This window comes from Crenobacter oryzisoli (genome assembly GCF_030385785.1).
GTDB classification, from domain to species: Bacteria; Pseudomonadota; Gammaproteobacteria; order Burkholderiales; family Chromobacteriaceae; genus Crenobacter_A; species Crenobacter_A oryzisoli.
In genome coordinates this window covers 1-12251 of sequence record NZ_JAUEDK010000078.1, presented here as the reverse complement: position 1 = coordinate 12251, position 12251 = coordinate 1, and the positions used below count along the sequence as shown (strand labels likewise).

Sequence of the window (12251 nt, the reverse complement as noted above, 5' to 3'; positions counted from 1 at the left end):
GTTTGTGATCGTCGATGGCCATCCGATCCACAAGGCGAAGCTGGTCAGGGACTATGTGGAGAGCTTGGAAGGCAAGCTCAACCTGTTCTACTTGCCGCCTTACTCGCCGCAACTGAATCCGGACGAGCAGGTCTGGGCGCACGTGAAGCGCCAGGTATCAAAGCGTCTGGTGCAAAACCATGAGGAAATGAAGCGGCTAGCAATCGGCGCCTTGCGTCGAATCCAAAAGCTACCCGGGCTGGTGAAATCGTTCTTCCGCCAGCCTGAGTGCCAATATGCCTGCCAGTGACAATACTTTTGCAAAGCTTAGTAACTATCTGGTTTCGCTCACGGTGGGATTTGGAGTCGGTCTTCTCTATGCGTTACTCAACGTACGCTCGCCCGCACCGCCCCTGGTTGCGCTGTTGGGGCTACTGGGCATAGTGCTAGGAGAGCGGGCTCTTCCGTTGATTAAAGCGTACCTCTAGGCCCGCGCGAGCCATGGACTGAAAATTGCCGCCTTAAATGGCGAACAACCTCACCATGTGTTGGCTCGCCATGGCTAACAAAACCGGGAGCAATCCAAACAAGCTCTTGCCCCCCAACAGGTCGCGTACAACTAGGCAAAAGCCGCCAGACTTATGGCGGCTTTTGCGTTATGAAAGGCCCTCGTCAGGTTCGATCTGGCCCCAGATAAGAAACCTGTCAGCTTCTACCCGAAGCAGGATTGCCGAGCAGTTCGTCCTCCAAATACTTCTCGCCGTGCGGCTCGGGAATCGGCTCGATAGCGCCAAGCAGGAACACAAAGGCAAACACCCCAATCAGCAGCACAATGCCAGCGACCAGAAAAGCGGCGGAGAACGACTGGGTCGCACCGACGATATAGCCGGTAACAATCGGGGCGATGGCACCCATCATGTTGTTGGCGAAGTTCATGATGCCGCCGACGGTGCCGGTGCCTCCCTGGGGAGCGATCAACGACGGCAGTGACCAGCCTACCGGTGCCGCGGCGGCAAGGCCGCTCAGGGCGATGGTGATCCAGACAATCGCGACATACGGGTCGGTGGTCATCGTGGCGCCCAGCACGGCCAGGCCGCAGCACATGCCAGCGAGCAGTACGCCCTTGCGCACCCGCGTTTCGTTGTAGCCCTTGGCGATCAGGTGATCGATCAGCCAACCGCCGACCAGGAGGTCGGACAGGGTGGCGAAGATCCAGGGCACGGCCGCGAATGATGCCGACTTGAGGGTGCTCATGTGCATCGATTGCACCAGATAGCCGGGCAGCCAGGTCAGGAACAGATAAAACACATAGCCGTAGGCGGCAAAACCGATGGAAAGCCCCCAGATCTTGCGTTGCTTGAGCAGGTAGCCGAGCAGATGCAGCGAACTGCGCTGGCTCCCCCCCTCCGGCGCGGCACCACCTTGGACGATATAGTCGTGCTCGGCCTTGGAGAGCTTACGGTCCGCGCTAGGGTCGCGATAGATGAAGTAGAAGGCAACAAAGTAGCTAAGGCTCAGAAAGGCGGTGATGCCGAAGCCCCAGCGCCAGCCCAGGTGCACGACAGCGAGCGCCACCAGCGGCACGCCCAACACGTTGGAGAACTTGGCTGCGGCATCAAAGATCGCGGTCGCCATCGCGCGTTCGCGGCGCGGGAACCAGTAGCCGGTCGCCTTGGAGCTGACCGGGAAGCCCGGCGCTTCTGCCACGCCTAGCAGCGCTCGAGCCAGAAATATCCCGCCGAAACCGCCGGCGAAAGCCGTGAGCGTCGATGCCACGCCCCAGAGGAAGGCCCCCCAGCGGCCGACCCGGGTGACGCCGAAGCGATCGAGCACCATGCCGGTCGGAATCTGCAGCAAGGCGTAGGTCCAGAAAAAGGCGCTGAACAGCAAGCCGATGTCGCCTGCGCTCAAGTGGAATTCATGTTGCAGCTGTGGAGCCGCGACCGACAGGCTGATGCGGTCGAAGTAATTGACCAGCACGCCGATGCCTAGCAGGCCACCGATGCGCCAGCGTCGTGTTGTATTCTTTGCGGGGCTGTTTGTCGTCATTATGTTGTTCTCCTCTGAGGTCTTGCACTTCCTGGCTTGGGTCTAACGATCTAGCCCGCCAGGTACTCGGCCACTCTGTCCCGAATGGTCTCGAGCGATTGATGGATGTCGCAGACGACGGCGCGCTCATCGGTCTGCAGGGCCTCCAGATCGCCGAACTGGCTTTCAACCAGGCTCTGCGGCATGAAATGCGCGCTACGCTCCGCCATGCGCTCGGCGATCAGCTGCGGCGTGCCGTTCAGATGCACGAACAGCAGCTCCGGATCGCCCTCGCGCAGCTTGTCGCGGTAGCGGCGCTTGAGCGCCGAGCAGGCCAGCACCATGCTTTCGCCGCGCGCGCGGCCAGCGGCCAGACGTCCGGCAAGCTGTGCCAGCCACCCTGCCCGGTCGTCATCGGTGAGCGGTGTGCCCGCGCTCATGCGGGCGATGTTCTCGGGGGGGTGGAAGCCGTCTCCTTCGATAAAGGTGGCGCCAAGGGTTTCGGACAGGACCTTGCCGAGACTGCTTTTGCCACAGCCGGCTACGCCCATGACCACAATATTGGGTATCGTCATGTTAGCGCTAACATATCTGGATTGAGAAAAAACGCCGTCGACAGTAACGGCGTTCTGCCCCTGATGTTAGCGCTAACCTTATGTCACAACAAGAGCTAATTTATCTAGGCGTCAGCGTAGTGACTCATTGATGCAAAACGGTATTCAGTGCCGCTAACAAAACCCCGCGCAGCGATCCCAGCTAGGCGCTCTGCCGCAGACACTACAAAGAGTATGGCAAGGCAGAGCAACAACGCTGGCGGGCAGCTGTCCCAAGCCGTGCTTGAGGGGGCTTCACTATGAGCGTCGAGCTGGTGGGCCCGGTAGCCATTACCGTCATCCCGAGGCTCCCGTGCGGGTGGATACGAACTCACGGACGAGGGGCAACCTGTGCACGGTCGTCGACGTACTGAGTGAGCGTGGCGAACGAGTGGAGCGGTAGTGGCAAGCCGTAGGGACGTGACCTCGCGGCTATCCGCAGGAGTGATGTCCGGTGGGGTGTAAGGTCGGACGCGTCCGTACGACTAAAGGGTGTAGAGCGCTCGGCATGTGGCCGGACGCACACTTGAAAGGAAGCGGATCATGAAAGGCCTGACCCTGATCACCGCCGCCCTGATCGCCTTTGCGACCGGAGCCGCTTTTGCCGACCATGGCGAAGAGCGCGTGAGCCTGTATGGGCGCCAAGCGCGGGAGCAAACGGTACCGAAGATGCCGATGGCACACCATGCGGCGGACGAGCCGGCCAACACCCCAGCCTCGACGAGATAAATTCCTGACTGTTATAGGGGGCGCCTTGGGCGCCCCTTTATCTATTTGAGATTTTGTTAGCGGCTTTAATAAGGTGGGCCATACAGCCCGCGCCGAAGACAACCCAATACCAGCACAAACCTATGCTGTTTCACGAGGTTATGAGCTAGCGCGCACCACGATTTCGAAGCCCAAATCCAGGCGGGAAGACGCGACGGCGTGCCCCGCAATGCGATCAAGCAGCAGCCTCGCCGCCTCCACCCCGATGCGATAGCGCGGCGTCGCGACCGTGGTCAGCGCCGGCGTGACCCAGCCCGCTGGTTGCAAATCGTTGAAGCCAACGATCGCCACTCTCCCCGGCACCTCGAGACCGAGCCGCTGACACTGGGCAATTGCCCCGATGGCCAAGTCGTCGTTGCAACAAAACACCGCATCGCAGTCGGAATGCTCGTGCAAGATACGCTCCACCATCTCTGCCCCCATCTGCATCGACGAGGGGGCCGGATCGAGGTATTCCAGGCTCGCATCGTAGCCTTGCCCCGCCCTCAACACATCGCGATATCCGTCCAGCCGCTTGAGAACACGCTCGTCGAGCTGTGCACCCATGAACGCGATGCGCCGATAACCACGGGCCAATAAATGGCTGGTGATTGCAGCTCCCGCCTCTTCCTGCGAAAACCCCACGCATAACCGACCATCGTCGGCCAGGTCCATCATGTAGACGGCAGGAATGCCCAGCCGCTCGAGCGTGCTGTTGAACTCCTGGGGTTGCGAGAGTCCGGTTACCAGGATTCCGTCCGGCTGGTGTTCGAGATAGGCGCGCAACAGCTGCAACTCTTCATCCGCACTGTAGTGGGTATTGCCGATCAGCATTTGGTAGCCAGCAGCGCGCAACACCTCTTCGATCCCCGCCAGGGTGTCGATGAACACGGTGTTGGTCAGCGACGGAATTAGCACCAACACTGTCTGGGAACGTGCCGAGGCAAGCGCCCGGGCCGAACGATTGGGCACATAGCCCAAGCGCTCCACGGCTTCCCGTATTTTGTCCCTGAGCGCTTCAGACACGCGCTCGGGCGAGTTTAGCGCTCGCGATACCGTGATCGCGCTGACGCCGACCTCAAGCCCGATATCGTGCAGGGTGACGCCGCTTCCTGAGCGAAGGCGCGGTTTTCTTGGCATGGGTTAAACCGAATTGAAAAGGGTGAGCTGGAAGGGTTGATCAAAACTGGCAGTCAGAGTCTATCAAAGCATGCCACTTTTTAACCCAAACGCGCTGCGAATCCCCATCTTCATGCCCCGTGTCAAGCCACCGTGATCATTCAGTCCGAAGCCGCGTTCGGCAAGGCATTTCGCCAGTCACTAGGCCAGACGCCCGAAAGATATCGACGGTAGAGTCGTGCCTCGACATAGCCCTGACGTCCTTCAACCCACGTCGGTCGCGGCCCATACAAGTCACCACGCCGCTAAGCGGAGCCGGGCGACCAGCGAGAAAATCTTCGCTAAGTTACAGATAGATAAGGGTATTGAGGGCACTCCACTGCTCCACCCAGGCGTACCAGGGAGAAGGTCGTGACCATCTTTCGATACAGAGTCCAAGGCGGACCGCAAGCCTCCCCCATTGAAGGCGCGGCCGGATCATCAGGCGCACGCCAAACGGCAACGCTTGTGCGCATTCCAGTTGGCGGCGTGCAGTTGGAAGGCGAACTGCGTCTTTGTGGCGCCGGCCGCCTCGTCGTTTTCGCTCATGGCAGCGGCAGCAGCCGGCACAGCCCGCGCAATAAGTACGTAGCCGACGTGCTGAATCAGGTGGACATCGATACCTTGCTGTTCGACATGCTGACATTGGCCGAAGACCGGGATTACGCCAACCGCTTCGATATCGACCGCTTGGCCGAGCGACTGCTTGCTGTCACCGCCTGGCTCGGCCAGCAGACGGAAACGGCCCATGCTGCGATCGGCTACTTCGGTGCCAGCACGGGGGCGGCCGCCGCTTTGCGGGCCGCTGCCGAATTGGGAGGGGCGGTGTCGGCCGTGGTATCCCGTGGCGGCCGTCCGGATCTGGCGGGAGCCGCCGCGCTTTCACGCGTCACGACCCCGACGTTGCTGATCGTCGGCGGACTGGATGTCCAGGTGCTGGAACTCAACCGCCAGGCACTCGCCCATCTGGCCGGGAAGAAGAAGCTCGACATCATCCCCGGGGCCACCCACCTGTTCGAGGAGTCGGGAACGCTGGAGAGCGCCGCCGCTGCCGCCTGCCGATGGTTCGACACCTATCTGCCCCGGCACGCTGAATGAGGCGCCCAATGATCACGCTCGCCTTGGTCGGTGATGTGATGCTCGGCCGGCTGGTGAATCAACGTTTGAAAACGATGTCAGCAGACGAGGTGTGGGGGGACGTGCTGCCGCAGTTCGCCGCGGCCGATCTGCGTATCGGCAACCTGGAATGTGCGCTCACTGAGCATCGGCCGCAATGGGAGCGCACCCGCAAGGTGTTCCACTTTCGCGCCGCCCCATCGGCCGTACGAGTGCTGCGTGCGGCCCACATCGACGCCGTCTCTCTGGCCAATAACCACACACTAGACTTCGAGGAACAGGGGCTGCTCGATACCATCACGCATCTGGACAAGGCCGGGATCCGCCATGCCGGCGCCGGGCATAATCTGGAGACGGCAACGGCCACAGCCCTTATCCCGGTGAAAGGCCAACAGGTTGCGTTGATCGCCGTCACCGACAACGAGCCCGCTTTCGCCGCCAGCGCAACGACGCCCGGCACCCATTACCTGCCCGTTTCCACCGATGGCGAGACCCTGGACTATGTCGAGGGCCTGATCCGCCGTGCACGCGATGAGGGTGCCGATCTTGTGGTGTTCTCCAACCACTGGGGGCCGAACATGGTCAACAGACCCTCGGCCCTGTTCAGGCGATTCGCGCACGCAGTGATCGAGCGGGGTGCCGACGTGTATTACGGCCACAGCGCGCACTTGTTTCAGGGCGTGGAGATCCATCGCGGCAAGCCCATCCTGTACAGCACCGGTGACTTCGTCGACGACTACGCGGTCGATCCATGGCTACACAACGACTGGTCCTTCCTGTTCCAAGTAGGGATGGAAGGCGGACTGCTGCGCCGCCTAGTCCTTTATCCGGTGCTGCTCACCGTCGCGCACGTACGCCGTGCCGAGCCCCCCGAACGCCCGCTCATCTGCAAGCGCATGCGCGAGCTCTCCGCCGAGTTGGGAACGATGTTGCACGAGGAACACGGCATTCTGTCGTGGCAAGCCGGGAGCATCAGTGTTCCAGCTTAACAAAGACGTCTGACAGCAATACCCTCCAATAAAAAGCCGAGCACTACTTAGATATGGGGGTTAGCAACGGCCTTTCTTGGCCTGTCCCGGCGGACAGAAGTAGCCTCGTCCCCTTCCCTGATCGTCATCGTCGTCCCATTCCCGATAGCGCGGGTAGTCGCGGCGGCGAGGCTCTACATAACGGGTGGGTTCACGATTGTCGTAGCCGATTGCAGCGCCAACGCTACCTCCCAGGGCACCGCCGATGACCGCGCCATCTCGGCCGCCAACGGACTCGCCCACGGCGGCGCCGGCAGCGCCGCCAAGGGCACCGCCAAGGATTGTCGAACCACTGGCATGAGCCATGCCCGACAAGGCGAGGAACAGGGCAGCAGGCAGCAAAATCCGAGCATTCATCAGAAACTCTCCCGAGTGTTTTTTCTGACCTCATGTTAATGCTCAGGCTGCTGACCATCTGTGCAATTGTGTTAGCAAATGTAAAGAAATTGCTAAGACAACGTACGCCATTCCAATAACCAAACCGCCGCTGAACCACTCAACGCTCATTCCCTCTCTACCTGAACCCTCCCCGCCTTAACCGCCTTCTTCAACACCTCCCAATCAGCCTCATTCTGCTCGGCATACGCCTGGGCAAACTTGACGATGGCGTCATCGAACGCCTCGGACTTCCCGACATACCCATAAATCAACGCCGAGTCCCCAGCCTTGGCCATTGAGTGTGCCAGCGCGTGCCCACAAGACACCGCATATTCACTGAGATCCTCGACATTGAAGGCAGTGAAATCAAATGCCCCTTTCATATCCCGCAACTGCCGCACATAGAAATCGCTGTTCGTCATATGCGCCCTGGACCACCCAAGAAAAAGATCGCTAGCCGACTGCAGCAGCCGCTGTCCGTGCACAACACGCTCCCCGTGGTTGGCAAACTTGCTGCCCGGCAAGTACTCCTCGAGCACGGAAGCACGCGCCTCTTTAACCTGTAAGAAAAGCGGACTCTGCCCATCAGCCATGAATAGCGCTTCGAAGCACCGCGTCCCCACGGACCCCACCCCAACGACGCGAACCGCCATATCGACGAGTTCATACCGGTCGAACAATGCACGTCGATCATCCGGCAGCGTCATCCGATATTCAGCAAAGAAATGCCGAACGATGGCATCGAATTGTTTCGCCTGCTGCGGATTGTCTTGCGAAAAGTGATAAATGAGTGGCGGCTGATCCTTGATGCACAGCTTGCCGTTGACCAACTCGGTGGCATGGCTCATAACGGAGCGCGACGACTGTCCCCGCGCCTTGCTGATCACCGCCCGTTCCTTTTTCTTTTCGAGCGCGGTATCGGCGATGGCCAGCATATTCTCGGCCCCGAACTGGTAGTACCAGACATCGAGCGTATCCATCAAGCTGAACGCAGCAATCCGCTCCCGAAACGTCGCGCACAGCCGCCGCACAATACTGAGCTGATCACTTTGCTTGAACCCGCGCTCACGCGCGGTAATAACGAACGACGCCGCGAGCCTGCGCACATCCCAATCGAACGGCCCCGGCAGCGTCTCGTCAAAGTCATTTGGCCCGAACAAAATGCGCCGCTCAGGGCTGGCGAACAGGCCGAAGTTGGCAAGATGCGCATCGCCGCTCAGTTGCACGGTAATGTCCGTGCGCGGCAGCTTCGCGAGGTCGAAGGCCATCAGCGGCGCTGCCCCACGATAGAACGCGAAAGGATTCGCCACCATCCGCCCATAGCGGATCGGAATCAGGTTCGGCAACCGACCTTCATTCGACTTCTCGAGCAGCGCGATAGGGTCGCGCTCGACAAGCGTACAAGTCGCGAGCTGCGCGCGGGGCACGCGTTGGCGAGCGGCCTTCCCGGCCGTGATGCGCGACTCGCGTGAACCTCGGCCTCCGAACATGTTCGAAGTATCTTCTTGCGCCTGCACGGTCTCCGTGGCTGGGCGTTGCGCGGTTGCTTCATCACTCTTGGTAACCGCTGTCTTTGGCATGGCGGCTTCCTCTTGCAATCATAGGGGCGTCATCAATGCTTCAGGCCTTTGCATCGCGCTGAGCCGTCGGCGCCGGCGGCCGCTCATCACGCAGCGCCTCGACGGCTTCGTCCACGGTCGAAAAAATACCGTGAGTCGGGGCCTTCGCACCCAGCGCGTGGTATCGCTTCATCTCATGAAGAACGCCCTCGGGGACCGCCACCGAAGCCACTCCCACGCCCCGCCGATCGAGCTCCTGCCGCAACTGAACCAGCGTCTTGCCCGCCGTATAGTCGACGTTGTTGATCTGAGTCGCGTCGATCACCACCCATGCAACGGGCACATGCGCCTGCTCAACGATCCTCAGGATTTCCTCCATGAAGCGTCCGGCGTTGGCGTAAAAGAGATCGGCCTCGAAGCGATACACGACAATCCCAGGCGCCGCGAACAGATCTGGCGCAACGTCGTGAGGCACCCAATGCCCGCTCTCCGCGCGCGTCAGTACGCGCGTCCGCAGCTGGTAGCTGTATCGCGTATGCGCAATCAACGACAGAATGACGGCGGCAATGATTCCATGCATGACATCGACGAACACGACGATACCCGCCGTAACCAACGCGACGAGGAATTCATCCCGTTGCATGCGGAAGAGCTCGGCCATCCCTTTCACATCGATCAACTTCACCCCGATCATGAAGACGATCGACGACAGCACAGCCGATGGCAGGAAGCTAAGAGGCCGCGTCAGAAAGAGCAGCACGAGCAGCACGATCACGGCTGTCGTAAGGTGTGCGACCTGGGTTCGCCCGCCGGCTTCATCGACCATCTCGGTCTTGGTCGGGCTCCCGTTCACGACGAACGTGCTCGTGAACGCGGCCGCCGCGTTCGCCGCGGCGAGGCCGACGATGTCGAGGTTGTCGTCCGCGCGCTCGTTGTAGCGGTTCGCGTAGGCGCGCGCGGTGGCCGCGCTCTGCGCGATGATGACGATGAAGCACGAGGCGGCCGTTGCCAGCACCTGGTTCATGTCGGAAAGCCGTAGCGGCGGCTGCGCCAGCGACGGCAATCCGCCCGGCACCGCGCCAATCACCGCGACGCCGTGCCGCGCGAAATCGAAAGCCGCGCTTGCTGCAATCGTGCCCACCACGGCGATCAGCGCACCCGGCGCGCGCGGCGCAAAGCGCTTGCATCCGACGATCACGGCAAGGACAGCCACCGAAAGCGCCGTCGTGCCGACACTCGCGCTATCGAGTCGTTGAAACACCGACACGAGCTGAAACAGCGGCCCGTGCCCCTGCTTCTCGAGCCCGATAAGCCCGGAGAGCTCGCCGACGGCGACCTGCACGCCCACGCCAGTCAAGAAGCCGATCAGCGCGCTGCGCGACAGGAAGTCGGCGAGAAAGCCGAGGCGGAAGACGCGCGCGAGCACCAGCATGACCGCAACGACGAGCGCGACGGTACTGGTCAGCGCGACATAGTCCTTGCCGCCGACGGCGGCCACGGTGGCGAGCGTGCTCGCGAGGATGGCAGCGGTGGCGGAGTCGCCGCCGACGACGAGATGCCGCGACGCGCCAAAGACCGCAAACGCGATGAGCGGCAGCAGGATCGTATAGAGGCCCGTGACGGTCGGCGTGCCCGCGATCTTCGTGTACCCCATCACTTCGGGAATGCCGAGGGCAGCGAGCGTGATGCCCGCGACGATGTCGTGCGGCAACAGAGAGCGGTCGAACGGCAACAGCCCTTGCAGTAGGGGCAGGCGGTGAACGGCCGCATCGGCCGAGGCAGGCGTCTTCATGGTGTCACCCTCGCGTGGGACGTGAGTTTACCGACCATCGCGCCCGCCAGCAGCTCGTCCGCGATCACCACCTCGGACGCGCCTGCGGTCATCAGCAAACCCTTTCTCAAGTCGTTCTCGCCGGGCACGATGATCGTCAGCGATGCATTCAACGTGTGCACCATCAGCGTGATCGCGAGGTTGTTGTTCGCGTCGGGCGTCGTCACGATCATGGCTTTCGCACTGTCAAGCCTAGCATGGTGCAGCACGTCGTCGATCACATCGGGGGAGCCGAGCAGGACGAGATGGCCCCGAACCGATGCCCGGTCGGCGAGCGCCGGGTCGGTGACGAGTACGAGGACCGTCTCGCCCGCCTTGCGTAAATGCTCCGCGACCGTTTCGCCGAGCGACAGAAATCCGACGACCACGACATGGTTGGCAAGTTGCTCGAGCTTCCGTTCCATCGCTCTGTTCTCCCGATAGATCATCACGTCATCGCCCGAAAGCAGCCCAGTGAGCATCGAAATGGCGACGGCCGCGATCACCATCGTCGCAAGCATCGCGGCCAGCATGAAAAGCTTCTGTCGCTCGTCGAAATTGGAGAAGTCGCCGAGTGTGGTGACAAGGTTCACGCCGTCCCACAGAGCATGGAACGCTTTCGTCGACAGTGGCGCATTCGAGTCGTCGAGCAGCGTCAGCCCCGTGGCAACGATCACCAACAGCAGAAGCAGCAACCCGAGCGCTCTGCAGGCGCGGTGCCGCCATTCGCGTATGCGCAAGGCTCCGAGGCGAGGCTCGGCCACACGATATACTAACCTTTCAGCTTGTAGCGTCATTTTGACCAGCTTTACAACGTGTACAAAATCAGCATGTTACAAAACACTGGAAGTGACATTACTAGTGAAAACCTTAGTATCTGCATTTTTCCCTCGACCGATCACTGAAGAAAATCCAAGGGAAGCGTGAATCTCTGGCCGTTATTAAACTTATGTCGTGCGGGATTTCAATAGTTGGTAACTTCAGTCGAATACAGACGCCTCGGGGTGGGAAGGCACCTATTGATGGAAACAACATTGCCCCCGTGGTGTCGTTGTTCATCAGAAGATCGGGCTTGGGACGTGACGCCCCATTTAACCAATATGTGACATTTACCCGGGGAGACAATAGGACTTTGATCCCATGCCGCCTAGTCCGCTCTGACGCGGGCGTCCCGAGCACTGCCCCGACAGCTTTTACGAAAGGCTCGGTTGATTGAATTGGCTCAAGCGTGGATCCGGTTTGGCTGTCGCCGCCTGCACATCCTCCTTCATTGCGAAGGTGTTCGCGCCAACCATAAATGGGTCTACAGGCGGTATCGTGAAGCCGGTTTGATGGTTAAACGTGATAGAGTCCACGGAAGTGGTGTAAATGCAGGTCGATGGTAGAAGGCCATCGAAGAACTCCGGTAAGGTCGATTTTGCGAAGAATCAGACTTACCCAAAGGAGAACTCGATGGCCAACGACAGCATGGCATTTATGGAACGGCTGAAGCAACAGGGCGGGGGCGATTTTTTGCTCTCTCTGGTGGAATCGGTGCTCGCCGACCTGATGGAATGCGAGGTCACCAACCAGATCGGTGCTGACTTGCACGAGCGCAACGGGGAGCGCCAGGCCTATCGCAATGGCTACCGTGACCGCATCCTCCACAGCCGACCCGGTACCCTCGAACTGCAAGTGCCGAAGCTGCGCAGTGGCACTTACTTCCCGTCCTTTCTCGAACCCAGACGCTTAGCCGAACAGGCGCTCGCCGCCGTGGTGCAGGAAGCCTGGATCAATGGGGTCTCGACCCGCAAGGTCGACGAACTGGTGCAGGCGATGGGCATGACCGGCATCTCGAAGAGCCAGGTGTCCGAGC

13 protein-coding genes and 1 pseudogene are annotated in these 12251 nt (G+C 60.7%); 7 read left to right on the top strand and 7 right to left on the bottom strand.

The window, feature by feature from the left end; translation table 11 throughout:
- On the top strand, window positions 1-289 hold a 289-nt coding region (locus QU481_RS22635; protein ID WP_289828758.1), incomplete at its 5' end, for a transposase.
- Entirely contained in the window at window positions 276-467 is a 192-nt protein-coding gene (locus QU481_RS22630; protein WP_289832247.1) for a DUF1427 family protein, read from the top strand. The genes QU481_RS22635 and QU481_RS22630, both read left to right, overlap by 14 nt.
- 217 nt (window positions 468-684) lie before the next feature.
- Here the strand turns inward: QU481_RS22630 and QU481_RS22625 are convergent, their stop codons facing one another.
- Both QU481_RS22625 and QU481_RS22620 read right to left on the bottom strand, forming a co-directional pair.
- Window positions 685-2028, bottom strand: coding sequence for an MFS transporter (locus QU481_RS22625; protein ID WP_289832246.1), 1344 nt, complete (start codon window positions 2026-2028; stop codon window positions 685-687).
- A 50-nt stretch (window positions 2029-2078) separates the two neighbouring features.
- Window positions 2079-2582: a gluconokinase gene (locus QU481_RS22620; protein ID WP_289832245.1), complete on the bottom strand. Its 504-nt coding sequence runs from the start codon at window positions 2580-2582 to the stop codon at window positions 2079-2081.
- Window positions 2583-3143: 561 nt separating this feature from the next.
- Here QU481_RS22620 and QU481_RS22615 point away from each other — a divergent pair.
- Window positions 3144-3329 (top strand): hypothetical protein, encoded by a 186-nt coding sequence (locus QU481_RS22615; RefSeq protein ID WP_289832244.1) that lies wholly within the window; start codon window positions 3144-3146, stop codon window positions 3327-3329.
- A gap of 138 nt (window positions 3330-3467) precedes the next feature.
- Here QU481_RS22615 and gntR read toward each other — a convergent pair whose 3' ends face one another.
- Window positions 3468-4487 carry an HTH-type transcriptional regulator GntR gene (gene gntR, locus QU481_RS22610; RefSeq protein ID WP_289832243.1) on the bottom strand — a complete coding sequence of 340 codons (1020 nt, stop codon included), beginning with the start codon at window positions 4485-4487 and terminating at the stop codon, window positions 3468-3470.
- Window positions 4488-4973: 486 nt separating this feature from the next.
- Here gntR and QU481_RS22605 point away from each other — a divergent pair, with 486 nt between their 5' ends.
- Window positions 4974-5603, top strand: coding sequence for a dienelactone hydrolase family protein (locus QU481_RS22605; RefSeq protein ID WP_289832242.1), 630 nt, complete (start codon window positions 4974-4976; stop codon window positions 5601-5603).
- An 8-nt stretch (window positions 5604-5611) separates the two neighbouring features.
- The gene (locus QU481_RS22600; RefSeq protein ID WP_289832241.1) at window positions 5612-6610 is read left to right on the top strand and encodes a CapA family protein; all 999 of its coding nucleotides are present in this window, start codon (window positions 5612-5614) and stop codon (window positions 6608-6610) included.
- Window positions 6611-6670: 60 nt separating this feature from the next.
- Here QU481_RS22600 and QU481_RS22595 read toward each other — a convergent pair whose 3' ends face one another.
- The 4 genes from QU481_RS22595 to QU481_RS22580 form a co-directional block, all read right to left on the bottom strand.
- The gene (locus QU481_RS22595; protein ID WP_289832240.1) at window positions 6671-7006 is read right to left on the bottom strand and encodes a YMGG-like glycine zipper-containing protein; all 336 of its coding nucleotides are present in this window, start codon (window positions 7004-7006) and stop codon (window positions 6671-6673) included.
- 146 nt (window positions 7007-7152) lie between these two features.
- Window positions 7153-8607, bottom strand: a complete 1455-nt coding sequence (locus QU481_RS22590; RefSeq protein ID WP_289832239.1) for a DUF2252 domain-containing protein — start codon at window positions 8605-8607, stop codon at window positions 7153-7155.
- Window positions 8608-8647: 40 nt separating this feature from the next.
- A complete protein-coding gene (locus QU481_RS22585; RefSeq protein ID WP_289832238.1) occupies window positions 8648-10378 on the bottom strand; it encodes a SulP family inorganic anion transporter in 1731 nt (576 codons plus the stop codon).
- Window positions 10375-11091, bottom strand: a complete 717-nt coding sequence (locus QU481_RS22580) for an NAD-binding protein (protein WP_289832237.1) — start codon at window positions 11089-11091, stop codon at window positions 10375-10377. The genes QU481_RS22585 and QU481_RS22580 overlap by 4 nt, the downstream gene beginning before the upstream one ends.
- Window positions 11092-11595: 504 nt before the next feature.
- On the opposite strand from QU481_RS22580, the pseudogene QU481_RS22575 reads away from it, so the two are divergent.
- Together QU481_RS22575 and QU481_RS22570 are read left to right on the top strand one after the other, a co-directional pair.
- A pseudogene (locus tag QU481_RS22575) lies at window positions 11596-11739 on the top strand (IS3 family transposase); the annotation flags it as partial.
- Window positions 11740-11848: 109 nt separating this feature from the next.
- Window positions 11849-12251: transposase (locus QU481_RS22570; protein ID WP_289832236.1), on the top strand; the 403-nt coding region annotated here is incomplete at its 3' end.